The sequence below is a fragment of the Streptomyces sp. NPDC051219 genome, assembly GCF_040682335.1.
Lineage (GTDB): Bacteria > Actinomycetota > Actinomycetes > Streptomycetales > Streptomycetaceae > Streptomyces.
On the sequence record NZ_JBFBAS010000009.1, the window covers coordinates 192,941 to 217,379 of the forward strand.

A 24,439-nucleotide genomic window follows, 5' to 3' on the forward strand; every position below is an offset into this window, starting at 1 on the left:
ATGGGGGGCATGGCCGGCTCCGCACTCGACTCGTTCTCCCCCGCTACCCGCTCCTGGTTCTCGGGCGCCTTCAGCGCGCCCACGCCCGCGCAGGAGGGCGCCTGGGGGGCGATCCGCGAGGGCTCGGACGTGCTGGTCGTGGCCCCGACCGGGTCCGGCAAGACGCTGGCCGCGTTCCTCGCCGCGCTGGACGACCTCGCGAGCACCCCGCCGCCGGCGGACGCCAAAAAGCGCTGCCGGGTGTTGTACGTGTCCCCCCTCAAGGCCCTCGCCGTCGACGTGGAGCGCAATCTGCGGAGCCCGCTGACCGGCATCCGCCAGGAGTCCGTCCGGCTCGGGCTGGCCGAGCCGGAGGTGCGGGTCGGGATCCGCTCCGGAGACACCCCGCCCGCCGAGCGGCGCGCCCTGGTGACCCGGCCGCCCGACATCCTGATCACCACGCCGGAGTCGCTGTTCCTGATGCTCACCTCTGCGGCGCGCGACGCTCTGTCCGGCATCGAGACGGTGATCCTGGACGAGGTGCACGCCGTCGCCGGTACCAAGCGCGGCGCGCATCTCGCCGTGTCGCTGGAGCGGCTCGACGAGCTGCTGCCACGGCCGGCCCGCCGGATCGGACTGTCCGCGACGGTCCGGCCGGTGGACGAGGTCGCCCGCTATCTGTCGCCGCAGCGCAAGGTGGAGACCGTCCAGCCCCGCTCCGGGAAGGAGTTCGACCTCTCGGTGGTCGTCCCGGTGGAGGACATGGGCGAGCTGGGCGGCGCTCCGGCCGCCGATTCGGACACCGGTGAGAAGCAGTCGATCTGGCCGCATGTCGAGGAGCGGATCGCCGACCTCGTCCAGGCTCACCGCTCGACCATCGTCTTCGCCAACTCTCGCCGCCTGGCGGAGCGGCTGTGCAACCGGCTCAACGAGATCGCGTACGAGCGTGCCACCGGCGCCGCTCTGCCGGACGGGGCGCCACCGGCCGAGATCATGGCGCAGTCCGGCGCGGCGCAGGGCGCCCCGCCGCTGCTCGCCCGAGCCCACCACGGCTCGGTCTCCAAGGAGCAGCGGGCTCTGGTCGAGGAGGACCTCAAGGCGGGCCGGCTGCCGGCCGTCGTCGCAACGTCCAGCCTGGAGCTGGGCATCGACATGGGAGCGGTGGACCTGGTCGTCCAGGTCGAGTCACCGCCGTCGGTCGCCTCCGGGCTGCAGCGGGTCGGCCGCGCCGGACACCAGGTCGGGGCCGTCTCCACCGGTGTGGTCTTCCCGAAGTACCGGGGCGATCTGGTGCAGGCCGCGGTGGTCACCGAGCGGATGCGCACCGGCTCCATCGAGTCGCTGCGGATCCCCTCCAACCCGCTGGACGTACTGGCGCAGCAGCTGGTCGCGATGGTCTCCCTGGACGTGTGGCAGGTCGACGACCTGCTCGCCACGGTCCGCCGCGCCGCCCCCTTCGCCTCGCTTCCCGAGTCCGCCTTCTCCGGCGTCCTGGACATGCTCGCCGGGCGCTACCCGTCCGACGCCTTCGCGGAGCTGCGTCCGCGCGTGGTGTGGGACCGCGTAGCCGGTACGGTCACGGGCCGGCCGGGCGCGCAGCGGCTGGCCGTCACCTCCGGCGGCACGATCCCGGACCGCGGCCTGTTCGGCGTCTTCCTGGCCGGTGCGGACCCGAAGAAGGGCGGCGGCCGGGTCGGTGAGCTCGACGAGGAGATGGTCTACGAGTCGCGGATCGGCGACGTCTTCACCCTCGGTACGACCTCATGGCGGATCGAGGACATCACCCGCGACCGGGTGCTGGTCTCCCCTGCCCCCGGTGTCCCGGGCAGGCTGCCGTTCTGGAAGGGCGACCAGCTGGGCCGCCCGCTGGAGCTGGGGCGCGCTGTGGGGGCGTTCCTGCGGGAGGTCGGCGGGCTCTCGGAGGAGGACGCCCGCCTGCGGCTGCTCGCCGCGGGCCTCGACGCCTGGGCCGCGGACAACGTCCTGTCGTACCTGGACGAGCAGCGCCGCGCCTGCGGCCACGTCCCCGACGACCGCACGATCGTCGTCGAGCGGTTCCGGGACGAGCTCGGTGACTGGCGGGTCGTGGTGCACTCCCCCTTCGGGGCCCAGGTCCACGCGCCGTGGGCGCTGGCGCTCGGCGCGCGGCTCTCCGAGCGGTACGGGATGGACGCCCAGGTGATGCACGCCGACGACGGCATCGTCCTGCGGCTGCCCGACGCGGACCTGCTGGGCCTGGATCTGCTCGACCACGACCCCGTACAGCAGGATGCTTCCTTCAACACGGCGGCCGACACGGAGCAGGCCCCCCTCGGGGCCGCGGACGTCGCGTTCGACAAGGGCGACGTCAACCAGATCGTCACCGAACAGGTCGGCGGCTCGGCGCTGTTCGCCGCCCGGTTCCGCGAGTGCGCCGCCCGGGCGCTGCTGCTGCCCCGCCGCAACCCGGGCAAGCGCACGCCGCTCTGGCAGCAGCGCCAGCGCGCCTCGCAACTGCTGCAGGTCGCCTCCGAGTTCGGATCGTTCCCGATCGTCCTCGAGGCCGTCCGCGAATGCCTCCAGGACGTGTTCGACGTTCCGGGCCTCACCGAGCTGATGGGCGACATCGAGTCCCGCCGGGTCCGGCTCGTCGAGGTGACCACCCCGGAGCCGTCCCCCTTCGCGCGCTCACTGCTCTTCGGCTACGTGGCGCAGTTCCTGTACGAGGGGGACTCGCCGCTGGCCGAGCGGCGCGCCGCGGCACTCTCCCTGGACTCCCGGATGCTCGCCGAGCTGCTGGGCCAGGCCGAGCTGCGCGAGCTGCTCGACGCCGATGTCCTGACCGAGCTGGAGCAGGAGCTCCAGTGGCTCACCGACGACCGGCGGATCAAGGACGTGGAGGGAGTCGCGGATCTCCTCCGCGTCCTCGGCCCGCTCACCGACTCCGAGCTCTCGGCCCGCGGCGGCGAGCCCGGCTGGCCGCAGGAGCTCCTCACCTACCGGCGCGCGATCCGGGTCCGTATCGCGGGCGAGGACCGCTGGGCGGCTGTGGAAGACGCCGGACGGCTGCGAGACGCCCTCGGCACCGCCCTTCCGGTGGGCGTGCCGGAGGCCTTCACCGAGCCGGTCAAGGATCCGCTCGGCGATCTGCTCGCCCGTTACGCCCGCACGCACGGCCCGTTCACCTCGGCCGCGGCGGCGGCCCGGTTCGGGCTCGGCGCGGCGGTGACGGACGGCGCGCTGCAGCGTCTCGCCGCGAGCGGGCGAGTCGTCCAGGGTGAGTTCCACCCCGCCGGCATCGGCCAGGAGTGGTGCGACGCGACGGTTCTGCGCCGACTGCGCCGCCGGTCGCTCGCGGCGCTCCGCCAGGAGCTGGAGCCGGTGCCTCCGGCCGCGCTCGCCGGCTTCCTGCCCCAGTGGCAGCACCTCGGCAGCAACAGCCTCCGCGGCATCGACGGCCTGGTCCGGGCCATCGAACAACTCCAGGGCGCCGCCGTCCCGGCCTCCGCCCTGGAAAAGCTGGTGCTGCCGTCCCGCGTCGCCGGCTACACCCCCGCCCTCCTCGACGAACTCACCACCACGGGTGAGGTGGTGTGGGCCGGCGCGGGCGCACTCCCGGGCAAGGACGGCTGGATCTCCCTCTACCTCGCCGACGCCGCCCCGCTGCTCCTTCCCCAGCCGCACCCGCTGGAACTGTCCGCGCTCCACGAGTCCGTCCTGACCACCCTCTCCGGCGGATACGGGCTGTTCTTCCGGCAGATCGCGGACCAGGTCCGGGCGACCACCCACCCGGAGGCGACCGACTCCCAACTCGCCGACGCCCTCTGGGAGCTCGCCTGGTCCGGCCGGCTCACGAACGACACCCTGGCCCCGCTCCGCTCGCTGCTGGGCTCTGGCCGCACCGCCGGATCCACCGCCCACCGGGCCAAGCGCCCGGTCCCCCGCGGCCGGTACGGAACGCTCACCGCGGCGGCCCGCACCGCCTCCCGTACGGGTCCGCCCACCGTGGCGGGCCGCTGGTCCCTGCTTCCCGCGGCCGAGCCGGATCCGACGCACCGGGCCCACGCACTGGCGCGCACGCTGCTCGACCGGCACGGAGTGGTCACGCGCGGGGCGGTCGCCGCCGAGGGCGTCGAGGGCGGGTTCTCGGCGACGTACCGCATTCTCTCGGCCTTCGAGGACAGCGGGCAGGCGCGGCGCGGATATGTGGTCGAGGGTCTGGGCGCCGCGCAGTTCGCGATGGACGGCGCGGTCGACCGCCTGCGGGCGGCGGCGACGGCCCAGGACCGCGCGGCGGAGGACGCGCCTCGGCGTGCGCTCGTGCTCGCCGCGGCCGACCCGGCCAACGCGTACGGGGCTGCGCTGCCCTGGCCCGAGCCGCCCACCGGGGCGGGCCACAAGCCGGGCAGGAAGGCGGGCTCGCTGGTCGTCCTGGTCGACGGCGAGCTGACGCTCTACATGGAACGAGGCGGAAAGACCCTTCTCGCCTGGCCCACGGAACCGGCCGACCCGGCCGCACCGGACGCCCGCCTCCACGCGGCAGCCGAGGCCCTGGCGGCAGCGGCCCGGGCGGGCACGCTGGGCACGATCACAGTGGAACGCACCAACGGCACCTCGGCACTGACCTCACCCCTGGGCAAGACCCTGGAAGCCGCGGGCTTCCACCCCACCCCGAGAGGCCTACGGCTGCGCGCCTGACCGGCCCGGGACGGAGCGAGCGCGCCGATGGCCACGCGAAGCCTCTCGGACAGGACGGTCCGAGAGCTTCGGCGGCACCCGCGCCCGCCCACCAGTCGGCCCCGCATCCGCCGCCTCGCGCCGGCACGGGCGGGGCAGCCGACACCGCCCTCGGGTACGCGGGCGTCGCGCGCACCCACCGGCTACCCCCGAGCCCACGCAGCCGCACTCCGACCCGGCAAAATGGGTCACATGCCCGAAGGAGACACCGTCTGGCAGACCGCCCGGCGCCTGCACGCCGCCCTGGCCGGGCACGTACTCGTCCTGTCCGACCTGCGCGTCCCCCGTTTCGCCACCGCGGATCTCACCGGCCGGACCGTTCTGGACGTCACCCCGCGCGGCAAGCACCTCCTCACGCGCATCGAGGGCGGCCTCACCCTCCATAGCCATCTCCGCATGGACGGCGCCTGGAAGATCTACGCCCCCGGCGAGCGCTGGCGCGGCGGCCCGTCGCACCAGATCCGGGCCATTCTCGGCACCGAGCATCACACCGCCGTCGGCTACCGCCTGCCCGTAGTCGAACTGCTGCGCACCGCCGACGAGCAGCATGCCGTCGGCCACCTCGGCCCCGATCTCCTCGGCCCGGACTGGGATGCGGAGCGTGCGCTGCGCAACCTCCTGTCGGACCCCGCCCGTCCGCTCGGCGAAGCCCTCCTCGACCAGCGCAACCTGGCCGGAATCGGCAACGTCTACAAGTGTGAGCTGTGCTTCCTGGCGCGCGCCAGCCCCTGGCTGCCGGTCGGTGAACTCCCCTCCCCCGAGCGTCTGGTCACCGCGGCCAAGAGACTGCTGGAGTTCAATCGCGGCCGCGCCGGCCGGCGCACCACACCCGGCGCGGGCCGGAGCCAGAACCTGTACGTCTACGGGCGGGCCCCCCGGCCCTGCCTGCGCTGCTCCACCCCCGTCCGCAAAGCCGAACAGGACGGGCGTCCCACCTATTGGTGCCCCCGCTGCCAATCGGGCCCGCAACACAGCTGATGAAACGCAACATAGTTGACGGCCCGTCAGATGTAGTCGTACCGTCCGGCCATGCCCCTCAAGGCGTACGACCTCACCGGCCGCACCGCGCTGATCACCGGAGCCGCCGGCGGCATCGGGCGAGCCTGCGCGGTACTCCTCGCCGAGGCCGGCGCGACCGTCCACTGTGCCGACCTCGACGAAGCGGGACTGCGGGAGACCGCCGCACTGATCGGGAAAGCGGGCGGTACGGCCCACGCCCACCCCTGGACGTCGGCGACCGCGCCCAGCTCAAAGCAGCCGTCGAGTACGCCGTCCGCACCACGGGCCGGCTCGACATCATGGCCGCCGTCGCCGGCGTCATGCACAGCAGCCCCGTCCTGGACACCAGGGACGAAGACCTCGATCGAGTCCTGACGGTCAATTTCAAGGGCGTCCTGTACGCCTGCCAGGAGTCGGCCCGCGCCATGATCTCCAGCCGGACACCCGGCAGCATCATCACCATGGCCTCGGGTGCGGTCGACGCGGCGAGCCCGGGCCTGCTCTGCTACAGCGCCGCCAAGGCCGCGGTGGTCCAGCTGACCAGAACCCTCGCCACCGAGACCGGCCCGCACGGAATCCGCGTCAACGCGGTCGCTCCCGGCTGGGTCCGCACCCCGATGACCGACCGGCACGACCCCGCCGCCCAGCAGCAGACCGAAGCGGCAATGGTGCGTATCTCGCCGCTGCGCCGGGTGGGCGAGCCGGAGGACATCGCCCAGGCCGTGCTCTACCTCGCCTCGGACGCGTCGTCCTTCATGACGGGCCAGATCCTGCGCCCGAACGGGGGCGTCGCGATGCCCTGGTGATCCGTGAGACCCGGGCCGTCAGCGACGCCCCTGCAGTCCGCTGCCGCCCCCGCGGCACACAGTGCACCGGCAGCAGGCTGAGTCCCCAGCCGCCCGCCACCACCGCACCCTCCACGGTTCCGGCCCGGCCGGGCACGAAGGCCAGCCGCAGCGCGGCCCACCACCACAGCCCGCCGAAGAGCACCACCAGCGGCCATCTCACTGCCGGGCGTCCCCACAGGTCACGCCATGCCATGGCCGCCTCCTCCGGTCCGACCGACCGGACAGAACCTAGACGGGGGTACCCGCCCACGGGAGGGCGCACCGGGTGCACACCCGGCGCGCCCTCGTCCCGCGTGAGCTACCCGTTCTCGGCCTGGAACATCCAGTGATGCTTCTCCAGGTCGCCGGTCAGGCCGATAAGGATGTCCTGACTGACCGGGTCCGGCTCATCCGTCGCGGCAATCCGTTCCCTCATCCGGGTGATCACCGCACTCAGCGCCGCGACCATCGTGCCGATCGCGTCCGAGTCCTTGATCCAGCCTTCGGGCGCCCTCCCGATGCCACTGGCCTGGGCGACCGTCCCGGCCCGGCCGTCCGGCGACACCCCGAGAGCGGAGGCGCGCTCGGCCACCGTGTCGGTGTGCTGGCGCGCGACAGCGACGACCTCGTCCAGTTGGAGGTGCACAGAGCGGAAGCGCGGCCCGACAACATTCCAGTGGACCTGCTTGGCCACCAGGGAAAGGTCCACGAGATCCACGAGCGCGCCTTGCAGCGCCTCGGCGACCACCTTGAGGTCGGCATCCGACAGCGGGCTCTTCACCACAGACATCCCTGTCCTCCGATTCATGTGCGATCCCCTCAACCATGGCACGAATGCCGCAATTCGGTCACTCGAAGGGTTCTGAAACCGGGAACGACAAAGCCCCGGCCGGCACACGGGTACCACCGGGGCTCCGACGCAAACCTCTTCGTACGGATTCGTACGAACCGGATCAGGCAGCGACGACGTCCACCGCTTCCGCGGGGGCCTTGATCGTCACTCGTTCCGGCGGGCCACCTGTCACGGACGTCACAGAGACCGAATTGAGCATTGGGCGTACTGGCGCAGGCACCGTCTCGCTCGCCGCTGCCGACTGGGCCAGCTCGGCGAGGGACAGCTCGTCACTCACTTCGCGCATGAGCTCGGACATCCGTACGTCAAGCGCGTCGCAGATCGCGGAGAGCAGCTCGGAGGAAGCCTCCTTCTGCCCCCGCTCCACCTCGGAGAGATAGCCGAGCGATACCCGGGCGGACGAGGAGACTTCGCGCAGAGTACGGCCCTGGCGCTGGCGCTGCCGACGCAGCACGTCACCCAGCAGGCGACGGAGCAGAATCATCGGTGGCTCCCTCCTCGGACCGCGTAGCCGCATCCTTCACGCCCCACCGTACCGCCTCGCGCTGCGGCCGTGCGGGGAGCGATGTCGTGTTCACTCAGGGCTGCAAACATCAAATCCCCCCGTTCTGTTCCGTATCCTGTGCCCGCCCATTCTCAACGAGTTCGCCGGAGAGCAGCACGAGCACCCTCCGTACACTCTCCATACGAATGTCCGCCCGGTCGCCGTTCAACCGGAGCGTGGCGACTTTCCCGCCTGCCGGACCCTCCACTGCCAGATGGACGGTGCCCACCGGCTGCCCGTCCTGCGCTTCCGGACCGGCCACTCCCGTGGTGGCGATCCCCCAGCCGGCGCCCAGCACACGGCGGACCCCGGCGGCCATTTGCCGCGCGACCTCGGCGTCCACCGCTCCACGTGCCGCCAGCAGCTCCCCGTCGACACCGAGCACATCGCGCTTGAGCTCGGTCGCGTACGCCGTGACGGACCCCCGGAACGAGCGGGACGCACCCGGTACGGAGGTCAGCTCGGCCGCCACCAGACCGCCGGTCAGGGACTCCGCTACGGCCAGCGTCTCCCCACGTTCCGCGAGCAGCCGCAGCACGCCGGCCGCATCCGCGTCACGCTCGGTCACCGCGCGGACTCCTGCGCGGACCGCTGGGCCGCCCGTGCCACGGCGAGCCCCTGGCGCCTGAGCACCACGGCCTGCCGCACGTAGTCCAGGCCCGTGACGACGGTCAGCACGACGGCCAGAGCCATCACCCAGAAACGCAGAGTGGCCAGTGGACCGGTGAGCGCCAGGACGTACATCCCGACAGCCGCACCCTGCACCAGGGTCTTCAGCTTGCCGCCCCGGCTGGCCGGAATCACTCCGTGCCTGATCACCCAGAAGCGCATCAGGGTAATGCCGAGCTCACGGAAGAGGATCACGCCCGTCACCCACCAGGGCAGGTCCCCGAGAGCCGACAGGCACAGGAGCGCGGCCCCCATGATCGCCTTGTCGGCGATCGGGTCGGCGATCTTCCCGAAGTCCGTGACGAGGTTGTACGTCCGCGCAAGGTGGCCGTCGAAGATGTCAGTGATCATGGCAACGGCGAACGCGGCCCACGCCCAGGCCCGCCAGACCGGGTCGTAACCGCCGTCCTGCAGCATCAGCACGACGAAAGCGGGCACCAGCACCAACCGGATCATGGTGAGGATGTTGGCGATGTTCCACAGGCTGGCCTGATTGACCGCTGCAGCCCCCAGCTTGCCGCCGGGCGCCGGCTTCGTGCCGGATCCGCCCGCCGTGGATGCCGGGACTCCGGTCATCTGCCCGCCTCCTCACCGGGGGTCCGGGGGGCGCCACCCAGAACGTCGCAGATCTCGGCCTCCAGATCGACGCCCTCGGTACCGACCACCTTTGCCACGACCATACGACCGGGAGCCAGCCCCTGGCTTGTCGTGAACACCACCTGGCCGTCCGTCTCCGGCGCCTGGTGCGCCGCCCGGCCCACCGCGCCGTCCTCGCCGTCGACGGACTCCACGAGCACCTCGACCGTCTCGCCGAGCCGCTCGTCCGCGCGCTGCGAGGTCAGTTCCTCCGCGAGCCGCGAGATGTGCGCCAGTCGCTCGGCGATGACGTCGGCGTCCAGCTTGTGGTCGTACGAGACCGCCTCGGTGCCCTCCTCGTCGGAGTAGCCGAAGACGCCGATAGCGTCCAGACGCGCGCCGGTGAGGAAGCGCTCGAGCTCGGCGAGATCGCCCTCCGTCTCGCCCGGGAAGCCCACGATGAAGTTCGACCGGACACCCGCCTCGGGCGCCTTCGTACGGATGGTGTCGAGCAGCTCGAGGAAGCGGTCGGTGTCCCCGAAGCGCCGCATCGCCCGCAGCACGCCGGGTGCCGAGTGCTGGAAGGAGAGATCGAAGTACGGCGCGACCTTCGGGGTCGAGGTGAGTACGTCGATCAGGCCGGGACGCATCTCCGCGGGCTGCAGATAGCTGACCCGTACGCGCTCGATGCCGTCGACGTCCGCCAGTTCGGGCAGCAGCGTCTCCAGCAGCCTGATGTCGCCGAGGTCCTTGCCGTAGGAGGTGTTGTTCTCGGAGACCAGCATGACCTCCTTGACACCCTGCTCGGCAAGCCAGCGGGTCTCCCCCAGGACGTCCGAGGGACGCCGCGAGATGAACGATCCGCGGAAGGACGGGATGGCGCAGAAGGTGCAGCGACGGTCGCAGCCCGACGCGAGCTTCACCGAGGCGACGGGGCTGCTGCCGAGCCGGCGGCGCAACGGCGCACGGGGGCCGGACACCGGTGCGACGCCCTCCGGCAGATCCTCGGGGGCGGAAGCCACTTCCTGGACCTGGGCCTGCGCGTGGCCGGGCAGCGCCACAGCGTCGGCTTCCTGCCGCTCGGCAGGGCTGATCGGCAGCAGCTTGCGACGGTCGCGCGGGGTGTGGGAGGCGTGGATGCCGCCGTTGAGGATGGTCTGCAGCCGGTCGGAGATATCGGCGTAGTCGTCGAAGCCGAGGACGCCGTCCGCTTCGGGCAGGGCCTCGGCGAGCTCCTTGCCGTACCGCTCGGCCATGCAGCCGACGGCCACGACGGCCTGAGTCTTGCCGTGATCCTTGAGATCGTTGGCTTCGAGCAGGGCGTCTACGGAGTCCTTCTTGGCGGCTTCGACGAAGCCGCAGGTGTTGACGACGGCCACATCCGCGTCGGAGGCGTCCTGGACGAGCTCCCAGCCGTCCGCTGCCAAGCGGCCTGCCAGCTCTTCCGAGTCCACCTCGTTACGGGCGCAGCCAAGAGTGACAAGGGCGACGGTACGGCGTTCGGGCATGGGCTCAAGACTACTTTGTCCCAGCAGGAGCCTCCGCCGCGAGGCCCGGGCCGCGGATCACGGCCCGGGCGGCGCACGTCGGCGCTATCCGGCCTGCGGGTCGTCCTCGGCCGGCTGGGGGTCGTCCCTCGTGTACCTGAGCCGCTCGACCTGGCCCGGCTGGAACTCGTCCTTGATCTCCTGGCCGTTCACGAACAGCTGGATCGCGCCTGCGTCGCCGAGCACCAGCTCGACCTCCTCCTTGTCGGTGAAGGTCTTGGAGTCGCCGGCCTCCAGCATGCCGTCGAAGAGCAGCCGGCCGTTGTGGTCCTTGGCGGAGATCCAGCTCTTGCGGTCCACGGCCGTCATCCTGACGGTCACCATGTCCTTCGGGGCAGCGGCGATGGCGCTGTCCGAAGGCTCGGGGGTGGTGTCGGGCGTCGGCCGGCTGGTCGGGGGCTTGGGCGCCGGCTGCGGCGGCGCGGTGCCTTCCGCGACCGGGCTGCCCTTCTCGTTCTCGTCACCGCCGTTGAACATGGTGAAGCCCACGAACCCGATCACGGCGACGATCGCCGCAACCATGGCCGCGGTCCAGTTCGGCCGCTGGCGCTCGGGCCGGATCCGCTCCGCCTCGAACAGCGGAGCCGCAGGTGTCGGAGCGGGCCGGCCGCCGTGCTCGGCGTCGAACTGCTCGATGAGAGCGGCCGGGTCCATGCCCACGGCGCGCGCGAGCGTACGGATGTGACCGCGCGCGTAGACGTCGCCGCCGCAGCGCGTGTAATCGTCCTGTTCGATCGCGTGCACGATGGGGATGCGCACCCGGGTGGTGGTACTGACCTCGTCGACGGTAAGTCCGGCGTCGACACGGGCCTGCTGGAGGGCACGACCGATCGAGGGCCTGTCGTCGTCGCCGATCGAAGGCCGGTCGTCTTCGGGGGAGTTGCCGATGGACACGGGGGTGCCTTTCGAGCGTGTAACCACCTGCTGGACGTTCAGTCTAGGGGTGGTACGAAAGGTGGGAGCAACCGGGAGGGTGGACTTTGTACTCCATCAGAATGATTTTGTGACCTGTTGAGGAGACATCTCCGTCCCTCCCCTCAACTTGACGTACGGGCAAGGGAAACGGTTGCCTGCCGATCCGGTCCCCTTACGGATGAGCCTCCCCGCGGATCACCGCGAGCACTCCATCCAGTTCGTCCGGTTTCACCAGTACATCCCGCGCCTTCGAACCCTCGCTCGGTCCGACGACGCCTCGCGACTCCATCAGATCCATCAGGCGCCCGGCTTTCGCGAAGCCGACCCGCAGTTTGCGCTGAAGCATCGAGGTGGAGCCGAACTGTGTGGAGACCACCAACTCCGCCGCCTGGCAGAGCAGGTCGAGATCGTCGCCGATCTCCTCGTCTATCTCCTTCTTCTTCGCCTGGCCGACCACGACGTCCTCGCGGAAGACAGGAGCCATCTGATCCTTGCAGTGCTGGACCACGGCCGCGACTTCGTCCTCGGTGACGAACGCGCCCTGCATACGGGTCGGCTTGTTGGCGCCCATCGGCAGGAAGAGTCCGTCGCCCTTGCCGATCAGCTTCTCGGCGCCCGGCTGGTCGAGGATGACACGGCTGTCGGCGAGCGAGGAGGTGGCGAAGGCGAGTCGCGAGGGCACGTTCGCCTTGATCAGACCGGTGACCACGTCGACCGAGGGCCGCTGGGTGGCGAGCACCAGATGGATACCCGCGGCGCGCGCGAGCTGGGTGATGCGGACGATGGCGTCCTCGACGTCGCGCGGCGCGACCATCATCAGGTCGGCCAGCTCGTCGACGATCACCAGCAGGTACGGATACGGCGACAGCTCCCGCTCGCTGCCCTCCGGCGCCTTGGCCTTGCCGCTCCGTACGGCCCGGTTGAAGTCGTCGATGTGCCGGAAGCCGAACGCCGCGAGGTCGTCGTAGCGCAGGTCCATCTCGCGCACGACCCACTGGAGTGCCTCGGCGGCCCGCTTCGGGTTGGTGATGATCGGTGTGATCAGGTGCGGGATGCCCTCGTACGCGGTGAGCTCGACCCGCTTGGGGTCGACCAGGACCATCCGGACGTCCTCGGGAGTCGCCCGGACCATCACCGAGGTGATCAGGCAGTTGATGCAGGAGGACTTTCCGGATCCGGTGGCACCGGCGACCAGGACGTGCGGCATCTTGGCGAGGTTGGCCATCACATAGCCGCCCTCGACGTCCTTGCCGAGCGCCACCAGCATCGGGTGGTCGTCCTCGGCGGCGTCCGCCAGGCGCAGCACATCGCCGAGGTTGACCATCTCGCGGTCGGTGTTGGGGATCTCGATGCCGACGGCGGACTTGCCGGGGATCGGGCTGATGATCCGTACGTCGGGGCTGGCCACGGCGTAGGCGATGTTCTTGGTCAGTGCCGTGATCCGCTCGACCTTCACCGCAGGGCCGAGTTCGACCTCGTACCGGGTGACCGTCGGGCCGCGGGTGAAACCGGTGACGGCCGCGTCGACCTTGAACTCCGTGAAGACGTTCGTCAGCGACGCCACCACCGCGTCATTGGCGGCGCTGCGGGTCTTGCCGGGGCCACCGCGCTCCAGCAGGTCCAGCGAGGGCAGCGCGTACGTGATGTCGCCGGAGAGCTGGAGCTGCTCCGCGCGGGGCGGCAGCGGCTGTGACTCCTGGTGGGGCGAGGACTTCGTCAGATCGGGCACAGCGGCGGAAGCGGGCCCGGGCCTCGCGGCCCCGGGACGGCCCGCTTCCGGCCGCCGTTCGTTGGTACTGCCGCTGTCCGGCTGCAAGCCCTCACGGGCGGTCGGTACCTGCGCCGCGGCAGCGGTCCGGTCGCCGGAGACGCCCTGGGTCAGATCGGCGACCAGCGGAGAGGGCGGCATTCCGTTCAGTACGGCGCCATCGAGCGCGGCGGCCGCGGCGGCTGCCACGTCCACGGCGTCCATGGGCCGGTCGAGTGCCGGCGCCACGGACGGGCGGCGCGGCCGGCGGCGCGTGGACAGCGCCTCTTCCTCGGCCCGCTCGGCGTCGCGGCCGGCCGGGGCCGCGGCGCTCCTGCGTACCGCCGAGCGCCGCGGGCGGGCGGGCAGCGACTCCCGCCACTGCTCGTCGTACCGCTCGTCGTCCAAGCCCTCCTCCATCGGGCCGGACGCACGGTCGGGTTCGAGGAGCCCAAGCCTGGCACCCAGCAGCCGCAGCCGCTGGGGGATGGCGTTGACCGGGGTCGCCGTGACGACGAGCAGACCGAACACGGTGAGCAGCACGAGCAGCGGGACAGCCAGTACGGAACCCATGGCGAAGATCAGCGGCATGGAGGCGGCCCAGCCGATGAGCCCGCCCGCATCCTGCATCGCCTCGGTACCCGCGCCACGGCCCGGTGAGCCGCAGGCGATGTGCACCTGCCCGAGGATGCCGATGACCAGGGCGGACAGCCCGATGACGATCCGCCCGTTGGCCTCCGGTTTCTCCGGGTGCCTGATCAGCCGCACCGCGACGGCGCCCAGCAGTATCGGCACCAGCAGATCGAGCCGGCCGAAGGCGCCGGTCACCAGCATCTCGACCAGGTCGCCGACCGGGCCGCGCAGGTTCGACCACGTGCCGGCCGCGACGACCAGAGCCAGTCCGAGCAGCAGCAGCGCGAGGCCGTCCTTGCGGTGTGCCGGGTCGAGGCCCTTGGCGCCCCGCCCTATTCCACGGAACATGGCACCCACCGTGTGAGCGAGCCCGAGCCAGAGGGCACGGGCAAGCCGGTACACGCCCCCCGTGGGAGACGGTGCGGGTCTGGGGGCGGGCTTCGCCGCCTTCTTGGCGGGCGCCCGCTTCGCGGGCACGGCCTTCTTCGCGGCTGCCTTCTTCACGGGCGCCGCCTTCTTCGCCGCTCCCGTCGTACGGCCGGCGCGCGGCTTTGCGGGACCCGCCGTGCCCTGGGAACCCTTGCCGGACGTACGTGAGGCCATGAGGTGGAGGTTACCGCTGTCGACGGCAGTGAACACGTGCGCCCACTGCTTCACCCGTTCGTGTCGCCGCGAAGACACCACGAAGCTGACGCGGCATCAAGGGGCTTGCCGGACGCTCAGTTCTGCGCGGGCAGCGACGGGGGGCCGCCGTTGGCGCTGCCGGCGCCCGGCTCCAGGGCGTCCAGGGCCCGCCTCAGGCCGGTGAGCTTGCGCTCGAGGTGCGCGGCGGTGGCGACGGCCGCCGCGTCCGCCGAGTCGTCGTCGAGTTGCTTGGACAGCGCCTCGGCCTGCTCCTCGACGGCCGCGAGGCGCGCGGAGAGTTCGGCCAGCAGGCCGGCGGGTTCCTTGGTGTCCCCGACGCCGGACCGGCCGCCGCCGCCTTCCAGTTGCAGCCGCAGCAGCGCCGCCTGCTCCCGCAGTTGGCAGTTCTTCATGTAGAGCTCGACGAAGACCGAGACCTTGGCGCGCAGCACCCACGGGTCGAAGGGCTTCGAGATGTAGTCCACCGCTCCCGCCGCGTAGCCCCGAAAGGTGTGGTGGGGCCCGTGGTTGATCGCGGTGAGGAAGATGATCGGGATGTCCCGCGTCCGCTCCCGCCGCTTGATGTGGGCGGCGGTTTCGAACCCGTCCATTCCCGGCATCTGGACGTCCAGCAGAATCACTGCGAAATCGTCCGTGAGCAGCGCTTTGAGCGCTTCCTCCCCTGACGATGCCCGCACCAGTGTCTGATCGAGCGCAGAGAGGATGGCCTCCAGCGCCAGCAGATTCTCCGGCCGGTCATCGACCAGGAGGATCTTGGCCTTCTGCACCATGGCCCGTCCTCCTCGCCCCGGCAGTGCACCGGGCGCCGCCCCAGGGGACGACGACTCCCTTGCGCCGCCCGTCCTTGTGCCGGTCATGGTAGCCGCACCCCACCTGTCGCCACACCCTGTCACCGCGATGTCACTGTGCACGTAGCAGAAACGTAGTGGGAGACCAGAAGGTTCCCCGAATACCGCCCTCCCACACGTCATCGGCCACAGCGAGTCAGCAACCGACCGTAATTCACTCAGCAGTCGATCACTTGCCGCGCATCCACTGCTCCATCACCGACAGCAGGTGGTCAGGATCAACCGGCTTGGTGACGTAGTCGGAAGCACCCGATTCGATGGCCTTCTCACGGTCGCCCTTCATGGCCTTCGCCGTGAGCGCGATGATCGGCAGGCCGGCGAACTGCGGCATCCTGCGGATCGCCGTGGTCGTCGCATAACCGTCCATCTCCGGCATCATGATGTCCATCAGTACGACCGTCACATCGTCGTGCTGTTCCAGGACTTCGATGCCCTCGCGGCCGTTCTCCGCGTACAGCACCGAGAGACCGTGCTGCTCCAGCACACTCGTGAGCGCGAAGACGTTACGGATGTCGTCGTCGACGATCAGCACCTTTTCGCCGCGGAAGTCGAAGGTCCGTGGTGTCGCCGCTTCCTCCTGCTCGGCCGCCCAGGACTCCTGGGCCGCCGCCTGGCCGCCCGTCGGCTGCCCCGGCAGGGCAGGCCGCTGCCGCGTCGGGCTCACGGCCTTCCGCCGCCTGCGGAACAGCGCGGCAGGCCCGTGGCTCTCGGCATGCACCGACGCCTGCCCCTGGCCCGCCATGTCCCCGGCCGCGTCCCCGGCAACCCCTCCTCCGGCCGCGCGCCGCGCCAGGTCGATACCTCCTGGAGAGAGCTGGGGGTAGCCCTGCGGGGGCAGTTCGCTGGGGTGCAGAGGCAGGTACAGCGTGAAGGTGGAGCCGCGGCCGGGCTCGCTGGCCGCGTGGATCTCGCCGCCCAGCAGCCGGGCGATCTCGCGGCTGATCGACAGGCCCAGCCCCGTACCGCCGTACTTCCTGCTGGTCGTCCCGTCCGCCTGCTTGAACGCCTCGAAGATGACCCGCATCTTGCTCGCCGCGATCCCGATACCGGTGTCCGTGACCGAGAAGGCGATGAGATCGGCGTCCGCGTCGCGCAGTGAACCGGCTTCGAGCAACTGCTCGCGGATGGCGTGCGGCACATCGGCGCTCGCGGGCCGGATGACCAGCTCGACCGCCCCGGTGTCGGTGAACTTCACCGCGTTGGACAGAAGGTTGCGCAGCACCTGCAGCAGCCGCTGCTCGTCGGTGTGCAGGGTCGCGGGCAGCTCCGGCGAGACCCGTACGGAGAAGTCCAGCCCCTTCTCGGCGGTGAGCGGCCGGAAGGTCGCCTCCACGTAGTCGACCAGCTGGACCAGCGCGATCCGGGTCGGACTGACGTCCATCTTGCCCGCCTCGACCTTCGACAGGTCGAGGATGTCGTTGATCAGCTGCAGCAGGTCGGAGCCGGCCCCGTGGATCGTCTCGGCGAACTCCACCTGCTTGGGCGACAGGTTGCCCTCGGCGTTGTCGGCGAGCAGCTTCGCGAGGATCAGCAACGAGTTGAGCGGTGTGCGCAGCTCGTGCGACATGTTCGCCAGGAACTCGCTCTTGTACCGCATCGAGACGGCCAGCTGCTCGGCCCGCTCTTCCAGCACCTGCCGGGCCTCTTCGATCTCGGTGTTCTTCACCTCGATGTCGCGGTTCTGCTGGGCCAGCAGCTCGGCCTTCTCCTCGAGTTCGGCGTTGGACTCCTGGAGCGCCTTCTGCCGGTTCTCCAGCTCCGCCGAGCGCTCGCGCAGCTGCTCGGTGAGTTCCTGCGACTGCTTCAGCAGCACCTCGGTCTTGGTGTTGACACTGATCGTGTTGACGCTCGTCGCGATCATCTCGGCGATCTGGCTGAGGAAGTCCTTCTGGATCTGCGTGAAGGGCTGGAAGGACGCCAGCTCGATCACGCCGAGGATCTTCCCCTCGAACAGCACGGGCAGCACGATCACATGTGCAGGGGGTGCCTCCCCCAGCCCGGAGGAGATCTTCAGATAGCCGGGCGGTGTGTTCTCCACCAGGATCGTGCGCTTCTCCTCGGCCACCGTGCCGATGAGGCCCTCGCCGGGCCGGAAGGACGTGGGCATCGCCCCGCCCGCGTACGCGTAACTACCGCGCATCCGCAGCTCGTACGACCCCTCCCTGGCGCCCTCGACGCCGATCTCCTGGCCGGCGCCGGTCGGCATCGCGAGGAAAAACGCGCCGTGCTGCGCCGAGACGACCGGAGTCAGCTCGCTCATGATCAGCGAGGCCACGTCGTCCAGGTCCCGGCGGCCCTGCATCAGGCCCGAGATACGGGCCAGGTTGCCCTTGAGCCAGTCCTGTTCCTTGTTCGCGAGGGTGGTGTCACGCAGGTTGGCGATCATCGTGTTGATGTTGTCCTGCAGCACCTGGATCTCGCCGGCCGCATCCACGTCGATCTTGAGATTGAGGTCGCCACGGGTCACCGCGGTGGCGACCGCGGCGATCGCGCGCACCTGACGGGTCAGGTTCCCGGCCATCTCGTTCACCGACTCGGTCAGGTCGCGCCAGGTGCCGTCCACGTCCCTCACCCGGGCCTGGCCGCCGAGGATGCCCTCGGTGCCCACCTCGCGGGCGACCCGCGTCACCTGGTCGGCGAACGACGACAGCTGGTCGACCATCGTGTTGATGGTGGTCTTCAGCTCGAGGATCTCGCCCCGCGCGTCGATGTCGATCTTCTTGGTGAGATCGCCCTTGGCAATGGCGGTGGTGACCATGGCGATCTGGCGCACCTGGCCGGTCAGGTTGGACGCCATCGAGTTCACGGACTCGGTGAGGTCCTTCCAGGTACCGGAGACGCCGGGAACATGCGCCTGGCCGCCGAGCTCGCCCTCCGTACCCACCTCGCGGGCGACCCGGGTCACCTCGTCCGCGAACGACGACAGGGTCGTCACCATGGTGTTGACGGTGTCGGCGAGCTGCGCGACCTCGCCGCGCGCCTCGACGGTCACCTTCTTGGTCAGATCGCCGTTGGCGACCGCGGCCGAGACCTGCGAGATGTTCCGCACCTGGGACGTCAGGTTGTTGGCCATCAGGTTGACGTTGTCGCTGAGGTCCTTCCAGATGCCGGTGACACCGCGCACCCGCGCCTGGCCGCCGAGGATGCCCTCGGTGCCCACCTCACGGGCGACCCGCGTCACCTGCTCCGCGAACGACGACAGCTGGTCGACCATCGTGTTGACGGTCGTCACCAGCTCCAGGATCTCGCCCTTGGCGTCAACGGTGATCTTCTTCGACAGATCGCCCTTGGCGACCGCGGTCGTCACCTCGGCGATGTTGCGCACCTGTGAAGTCAGGTTGTTCGCCATGAAGTTGACGGACTGGGTGAGGTCCTTCCAGGTGCCGGAGACGCCCTGCACCTCGGCCTGCCCGCCGAGGATGCCCTCCGTACCCACCTCACGGGCGACCCGCGTCACCTGCTCGGCGAAGTTCGACAGCTGGTCGACCATCGTGTTGAGGGTGTTCTTCAGCTCGAGGATCTCGCCCCGCGCGTCCACGTCAATCTTCTGCGACAGGTCACCGCGGGCCACCGCGGTGGCCACCTGTGCGATGTTGCGGACCTGCGCGGTGAGGTTGCCGGCCATGCCGTTCACCGAGTCGGTCAGGTCGCGCCACACCCCGGCCACGCCGGGCACCTGCGCCTGGCCGCCGAGCCGCCCGTCCGTACCCACCTCGCGGGCCACCCTGGTGACCTGCTCGGCGAAGGCGGAGAGCTGGTCGACCATGGTGTTGATGGTGTTCTTCAGCTCGAGGATCTCGCCCCGCGCGTCCACGTCGATCTTCTGCGACAGATCGCCCCGGGCGACCGCGGTCGTCACCTGGGCGATCTGGCGTACCTGCGAAGTCAGGTTCCCGGCCATGAAGTTGACGGAGTCGGTGAGCTCCTTCCAGGTGCCGGACACGCCGTCCACCCGGGCCTGGCCGCCCAGCCGTCCCTCCGTACCCACGTCCCGGGCCATCCGCGTGACCTGGTCGGCGAACGACGACAGCTGGTCCACCATCGTGTTGACGGTGTTCTTCAGCTGGAGCATCTCGCCGGACACATCGACGGTGACCTTCTGCGACAAGTCGCCGTTCGCGACCGCCGTCGTCACCTGTGCGATGTTCCGCACCTGGCCGGTGAGGTTGCGGAAGGCGGTGTTCACCGAATCGGTGAGGTCCTTCCACGTTCCCGCCGCACCCGGCACCTGCGCCTGACCGCCGAGCTCACCCTCGACCCCGACCTCGCGCGCGACGCGGGTGACCTCGGATCCGAAGGACTGCAGCTGGTCCACCATCGTGTTGACGGTGTTCTTCAGCTCCAGCATCTCGCCCGCGACGTCCACGGTGACCTTCTGCGAGAGGTCACCGTTCGCGACCGCCGTCGTCACCTGTGCGATGTCCCTCACCTGTGTGGTGAGGTTGCGGAAGACGGTGTTCACCGAATCGGTGAGGTCCTTCCACGTTCCCGCCGCACCCGGCACCTGCGCCTGACCACCGAGCAGCCCCTCGGCGCCGACCTCGCTGGCGACGCGGGTCACTTCGTCCGCGAAGGTGCGCAGCGTCTCCGTCATCTGGTTGATCGTTTCGGCGAGTTGGGCGACCTCGCCGCGTGCGCTCACCGTGACCTTCTGTGACAGGTCTCCGTTGGCGACGGCCGTCGTGACCTGGGCGATTCCGCGCACCTGAGCGGTCAGATTGCCCGCCATCAGGTTCACGGAGTCCGTGAGGTCCTTCCATACGCCGGCGACCTCGGGCACCTGCGCCTGTCCGCCGAGTTCACCCTCGGTGCCCACCTCACGCGCGACCCGGGTCACTTCGGAGGAGAACGAGGAGAGCTGGTCCACCATCGTGTTGACGGTGTTCTTCAGCTGAAGCATCTCGCCGGCCACGTGAACCGTGACCTTCCGCGACAGATCACCCTTGGCGACCGCCGTCGTCACGAGAGCAATGTCACGCACCTGGGCGGTGAGCCGGTACGCCATGGTGTTGACGGAATCCGTCAGATCCTTCCAGGAACCGGACATTCCGCGCACCTGCGCCTGGCCGCCCAGTTTGCCCTCGGTACCCACCTCGAGGGCGACCCGAGTCACCTCGTCGGTGAACGCCGACAACTGGTCCACCAGGTTGTTGACCGTACGCCCGACCCTGAGGAACTCCCCGCGCAGCGGATGCCCCGCCCCGTCCGTCCCCTGCGTCCGCAGGTCCATCCGCTGGTCGAGGTCACCCTCCGCGACGGCGGACAGCACCCTGCCGACCTCGGACACCGGCCTGGCCAGATCGTCCACCAGGGCGTTCGAAGCGTCGATTGCGGCCGCCCAGGAGCCCTCGCAGGCCCCCGTCTCCAGACGCTCGCTGAGCTTGCCCTCCCGGCCCACCATGCGCCGGACCCGGGCCATCTCACCGGTCAGGTGCAGATTGCGGTCGGCGACCTCGTTGAAGACGGCGGCGACCTCCGACATCACGCCGTCCCCGGAGACGGTGAGCCGCTTGCGGAAGTTCCCGTCCCGCATGGACACCAGGGCAGCCAGAAGCCGGTTCAGGGCCGCCGTATCCACTTCTGTCGTCCCATTGGTCCGGGACCGTCCGCCTTTTGCGCGCGTGTTCGTCCCTCGCGCCGCCACGCCAGACTCCACCGTGTCCCTCCCGCAGGGGTCGACCGTTCTACCCGGGCTGTCTCCGCAAGCCTGCCCAGTCTTCCACTTCGGCTCACTGTCCCGGCCAACAGTTGGCACGTGACCACCCGAGCGTCAAATCGTTGGAACCTACAAGGGTGGGGCCCTGCCCCTTCTTGCTCGCCGCGGGATCCACCGGGAAGCCGCGGCGGCTCCTCCTCGTCGGACGGCCCGCACAGACCGCCGGACCGTATCAGCTTCCCGAGTCGGGACTCCGTGCCACGGCGCCGGGGCCGACCGTCTAGCCTGGCAAGCGAATCGAAGCCGCAAGAAACGGGCACAGAACTCGGGGGAGCGACGAGACACCAATGGGGAGTGCTGTGATCACCGCACGGGCGGCCGCCAACTTCGAACCTGTAGGCCGTTCCGTCGCGACCGCCCGCGCCTTCGTCCGGGACACGCTCCAGGGATGGGGCTTCGCCGACATCGTCGACGATGCCGTCGTCCTCACCAGCGAGCTCGTCACCAACGCCGTGGTGCACGCGGGCACCAACGCGGACGTTCTCTGCCTTCGTACGGACGAGGGTGTACGCGTCGAGGTCGCCGACCGGTACCCGGAACGCGAAATCCCGCTCCACCACCCGGCCCACCCGTTCGGCAGCCACGAACAGGAGGGCGGACGCGGACTGCTCCTCTGCGCCGCCATGGCCACCCGCTGGGGAGTCGAGTACGCCCCGACGCACAAGCACGTCTGGTTCCAACTCGACCTCCCCGAACGCCCGGTGGGCGCCCGTTCCGTCGGCCCCGCGCTTCCCGTCGGCATGCTCCCCGTCGCCGAATCGCGCGTGCGCGTGGCCGTCGTCCAGATCGACGGCGGCGGCGCGATCGCCGTATGGAACGAGGATGCCGAGCACCTCTTCGGCTACGCCGGCGAGCAGGTCACCGGCAAGCAGCTCACCGACTTCGCGGCCTGGCCGCACACGCCCGGCACCGGCACCGGCATCGCCGAGGCCCTTCAACTCTCGCGCTGGGAGGGCAGTTACGGCATCCGCGGCGCCGACGGCCGCGTCATCCCCGTCTACGCCTCCCATCTCCGCGTCCGCGACACCGACGGCGAACCGTCCACCGTCTGTCTTCTCGTACGGGACGACGAGCGCGCCGTCCTCCAGACGCCGGCCCGCGCCCCGTCCACCGACTCCGGCCTGTCCGAGGGCCGCAGCGCCGCCGACCCGTTCGAAATCTTCATCGGCTCCCCCGCTCCCGACGACCTGGACGGCCTGCTCCAGCGCACCGTCGAGCGCGCCCGCGACATGCTCGACGCCGACTCGGCCTTCCTCCTGCTGGCAACTGACGACGAGACAGAACTCGAAGTTCGGGCCACGACCGGGTTGCCGTCCGCCCGTCAGCGCTTCGCCCGCGTACCCGTCGAAGCGGGCTCCGGGCGCTACGGCTCGGCGCGCATGCCCGCGGTCCATGAGGACCTGGCGGCGGTGCCGGGCGCGGTCCCGCTGCTCAACGGCACCGGCATGCGCTCGGTCGTCACCGTTCCGCTCAAGGTCGAGGGCCGGCTCACCGGCTCCCTCGGCGTCGCGGCCGAGTCCGCCGGCCGGTACTCTAACGAAGAGGCCCTGCGCCTGCAGTTCGCTGCGGACCGGATCGCGCTGGCCGTCGAGTCCGCGCGCCTCGGCGAGCTGGAACGCCTCCGCAGAGGCTCACTCTCCTTCCTCGTCGAGGCCTCGGACCTGCTGGCCGGCACCCTGGACCGGGACCAGACGCTCGCGCTGATGGCCCAGATGACGGTTCCGACGCTCGCCACCTGGTGCGCCGTCTACACCATCGCCGACCAGTCCTCGGATCCGTACCTCTCCTACGTGCTGCACGAGGACGAGGACCGCATCGACGGCCTCAAGGCACTGCTTTCGAAGATCAGCCCGCCCGATCCGGTACCCGCCCCGGGCGCCCGGCTCTGGACCGCCCCGGCCGAAGCCGCCCATCAGGCGGCCCTGCGCAGGTCCATGCGCAGCCTGGGCCTCGGCACCGCCCCTCACCTCAGCTCTGGCATCGGCACGACACTTGCCACGGCAGCCACGGTGGGCGGTGAGACCGTGGTGCTCCCTCTGGTCGCCCGCAACCGGGTGATCGGCATGCTGACGCTCGGCAAGCCCACGGACGAGCACTTCCGCCAGGAAATCCTGGAACTGGCCGAAGACCTGTCCCGCCGGGCGGCTCTGGCTCTCGACAATGCCCGCCTCTACTCCGAGCGAACCGCCATCAGCCAAGCCCTGCAGCGGAGTCTGCTTCCGCCGGGCCTGCCGGTGGTCCCCGGTGTCGAGGTCGAGGTCATCTACCGTGCGGCCGGCGAGGGCAACGAGGTCGGCGGCGACTTCTACGACCTCTTCCCGATCCGCGACGGCGCGTACGGCTTCGCCATCGGGGACGTCTGCGGCACGGGCCCCGAGGCCGCCGCCGTCACGGGCCTCGCCCGCCACGCCATCCGTCTGCTCGCCCGCGAGGGCTTCGGCGGCCCCGCGGTCCTGGAGCGCCTGAACGCGGCGATCCTCGACGAGGGCGCCCGCAGCCGCTTCCTGACGCTTCTGTACGGGGAGTTGTGGCCGCAGGAGGACGGCAGCGCCGTCCTCAAGGTGGTCTGCGCGGGCCACCCGCTCCCGCTTCGCCTGCGCCAGAACGGTTCGGTGGAAGCGGCCGCGGAGCCGCAGCCGCTGCTCGGGGTGATGGAAGACCTCGAGCTGTACGAGCAGACGGTCACCCTCGATCCGGGCGACGTCCTTCTGTGCGTGACAGATGGCGTCACCGAACGCCGCGAAGGCACCCGCATGTTGGGCGACGACGGCCTGGCCGATGTGCTGACCACCTGCACGGGGCTGACGGCGGGAGCGGTCGCCTCACGTGTGCTGCGAGCCGTGGAGCGCTTCGCTGCCGAGCCGGCCTCGGACGACATGGCCATTCTCGCAATGCGCGTCCCCGAGCCGCACCAGGGCTGAACATGACGAAGGCCCCCGCCTCGAAAGGCGGGGGCCTTCGTTATTGGTGGAGCCCCAATACGGAATCGAACCGTAGACCTTCTCCTTACCATGGAGACGCTCTGCCGACTGAGCTATTGGGGCGCAGCAACGAGATAGATCATACCCCAGATTGACGGCACTCCTGCACCATCCTCGGACTGCGCGGTGTACGGGGTGGTGCCGTCCCTGGAACGCAGAAAAGCCCCGCACCATGAGGTGCGGGGCTTTCCCACAATGATTGTTCGGCGGCGTCCTACTCTCCCACAGGGTCCCCCCTGCAGTA

General features: G+C 70.3%; 13 protein-coding genes, 1 tRNA gene and 1 pseudogene. 4 read left to right on the forward strand and 11 right to left on the reverse strand.

The window, feature by feature from the left end; translation table 11 throughout:
- The first annotated feature begins 9 nt into the window (after window positions 1-9).
- The 3 genes and pseudogenes from AB0M62_RS13940 to AB0M62_RS13950 all read left to right on the forward strand — a co-directional run bounded on the left by AB0M62_RS13940 (window position 10) and on the right by AB0M62_RS13950 (window position 6,500).
- Window positions 10-4,656 carry an ATP-dependent helicase gene (locus AB0M62_RS13940; RefSeq protein ID WP_366074393.1) on the forward strand — a complete coding sequence of 1,549 codons (4,647 nt, stop codon included), beginning with the start codon at window positions 10-12 and terminating at the stop codon, window positions 4,654-4,656.
- A gap of 231 nt (window positions 4,657-4,887) precedes the next feature.
- Window positions 4,888-5,673 (forward strand): DNA-formamidopyrimidine glycosylase family protein, encoded by a 786-nt coding sequence (locus AB0M62_RS13945; protein ID WP_366074394.1) that lies wholly within the window; start codon window positions 4,888-4,890, stop codon window positions 5,671-5,673.
- A gap of 51 nt (window positions 5,674-5,724) precedes the next feature.
- Window positions 5,725-6,500: pseudogene (locus AB0M62_RS13950) on the forward strand (SDR family NAD(P)-dependent oxidoreductase).
- Here the strand turns inward: AB0M62_RS13950 and AB0M62_RS13955 are convergent.
- From AB0M62_RS13955 to AB0M62_RS14000, 10 genes are all read right to left on the reverse strand, one after another.
- Entirely contained in the window at window positions 6,448-6,735 is a 288-nt protein-coding gene (locus AB0M62_RS13955) for a hypothetical protein (RefSeq protein WP_366074395.1), read from the reverse strand. The pseudogene AB0M62_RS13950 and the gene AB0M62_RS13955 overlap by 53 nt on opposite strands.
- A 105-nt stretch (window positions 6,736-6,840) precedes the next feature.
- Window positions 6,841-7,311 carry a DNA starvation/stationary phase protection protein gene (locus tag AB0M62_RS13960; RefSeq protein WP_366074396.1) on the reverse strand — a complete coding sequence of 157 codons (471 nt, stop codon included), beginning with the start codon at window positions 7,309-7,311 and terminating at the stop codon, window positions 6,841-6,843.
- A gap of 163 nt (window positions 7,312-7,474) precedes the next feature.
- Window positions 7,475-7,858, reverse strand: a complete 384-nt coding sequence (locus AB0M62_RS13965; protein WP_366074397.1) for a helix-turn-helix transcriptional regulator — start codon at window positions 7,856-7,858, stop codon at window positions 7,475-7,477.
- A 109-nt stretch (window positions 7,859-7,967) separates the two neighbouring features.
- On the reverse strand, window positions 7,968-8,486 hold the full coding sequence (locus AB0M62_RS13970) for a CinA family protein (protein WP_366074398.1): 519 nt from the start codon (window positions 8,484-8,486) through the stop codon (window positions 7,968-7,970).
- Entirely contained in the window at window positions 8,483-9,163 is a 681-nt protein-coding gene (gene pgsA / locus AB0M62_RS13975; protein ID WP_366074399.1) for a CDP-diacylglycerol--glycerol-3-phosphate 3-phosphatidyltransferase, read from the reverse strand. The genes AB0M62_RS13970 and pgsA overlap by 4 nt, the downstream gene beginning before the upstream one ends.
- On the reverse strand, window positions 9,160-10,671 hold the full coding sequence (gene rimO / locus AB0M62_RS13980; RefSeq protein WP_366074400.1) for a 30S ribosomal protein S12 methylthiotransferase RimO: 1,512 nt from the start codon (window positions 10,669-10,671) through the stop codon (window positions 9,160-9,162). The genes pgsA and rimO overlap by 4 nt, the downstream gene beginning before the upstream one ends.
- 84 nt (window positions 10,672-10,755) lie before the next feature.
- On the reverse strand, window positions 10,756-11,604 hold the full coding sequence (locus AB0M62_RS13985) for a RodZ domain-containing protein (protein ID WP_366074401.1): 849 nt from the start codon (window positions 11,602-11,604) through the stop codon (window positions 10,756-10,758).
- Window positions 11,605-11,797: 193 nt separating this feature from the next.
- Complete coding sequence (locus tag AB0M62_RS13990; protein ID WP_366074402.1) at window positions 11,798-14,608, reverse strand: DNA translocase FtsK; 2,811 nt, start codon at window positions 14,606-14,608, stop codon at window positions 11,798-11,800.
- Window positions 14,609-14,724: 116 nt separating this feature from the next.
- A complete protein-coding gene (locus tag AB0M62_RS13995; RefSeq protein WP_366074403.1) occupies window positions 14,725-15,420 on the reverse strand; it encodes a response regulator in 696 nt (231 codons plus the stop codon).
- 247 nt (window positions 15,421-15,667) lie between these two features.
- Window positions 15,668-21,154, reverse strand: a complete 5,487-nt coding sequence (locus tag AB0M62_RS14000) for a HAMP domain-containing protein (RefSeq protein ID WP_366074404.1) — start codon at window positions 21,152-21,154, stop codon at window positions 15,668-15,670.
- Between the two features lie 347 nt (window positions 21,155-21,501).
- Between AB0M62_RS14000 and AB0M62_RS14005 the strand changes: the two genes are divergently transcribed.
- A complete protein-coding gene (locus AB0M62_RS14005; RefSeq protein ID WP_366074405.1) occupies window positions 21,502-24,135 on the forward strand; it encodes a SpoIIE family protein phosphatase in 2,634 nt (877 codons plus the stop codon).
- A gap of 47 nt (window positions 24,136-24,182) precedes the next feature.
- Here AB0M62_RS14005 and AB0M62_RS14010 read toward each other — a convergent pair.
- Window positions 24,183-24,258, reverse strand: a tRNA-Thr gene (locus AB0M62_RS14010).
- Window positions 24,259-24,439 lie beyond the last annotated feature (181 nt).

Excerpts from the sequence above, each read along its gene's own strand:
- AB0M62_RS13940 (WP_366074393.1), top strand. The coding sequence starts at position 10 with ATGGCCGGCTCCGCACTCGACTCGTTCTCCCCCGCTACCCGCTCCTGG.
- AB0M62_RS13945 (WP_366074394.1), top strand. The coding sequence starts at position 4,888 with ATGCCCGAAGGAGACACCGTCTGGCAGACCGCCCGGCGCCTGCACGCC.
- AB0M62_RS13955 (WP_366074395.1), bottom strand. The coding sequence starts at position 6,735 with ATGGCATGGCGTGACCTGTGGGGACGCCCGGCAGTGAGATGGCCGCTG.
- AB0M62_RS13960 (WP_366074396.1), bottom strand. The coding sequence starts at position 7,311 with ATGTCTGTGGTGAAGAGCCCGCTGTCGGATGCCGACCTCAAGGTGGTC.
- AB0M62_RS13965 (WP_366074397.1), bottom strand. The coding sequence starts at position 7,858 with ATGATTCTGCTCCGTCGCCTGCTGGGTGACGTGCTGCGTCGGCAGCGC.
- pgsA (WP_366074399.1), bottom strand. The coding sequence starts at position 9,163 with ATGACCGGAGTCCCGGCATCCACGGCGGGCGGATCCGGCACGAAGCCG.
- rimO (WP_366074400.1), bottom strand. The coding sequence starts at position 10,671 with ATGCCCGAACGCCGTACCGTCGCCCTTGTCACTCTTGGCTGCGCCCGT.
- AB0M62_RS13990 (WP_366074402.1), bottom strand. The coding sequence starts at position 14,608 with ATGGCCTCACGTACGTCCGGCAAGGGTTCCCAGGGCACGGCGGGTCCC.
- AB0M62_RS13995 (WP_366074403.1), bottom strand. The coding sequence starts at position 15,420 with ATGGTGCAGAAGGCCAAGATCCTCCTGGTCGATGACCGGCCGGAGAAT.
- AB0M62_RS14005 (WP_366074405.1), top strand. The coding sequence starts at position 21,502 with ATGGGGAGTGCTGTGATCACCGCACGGGCGGCCGCCAACTTCGAACCT.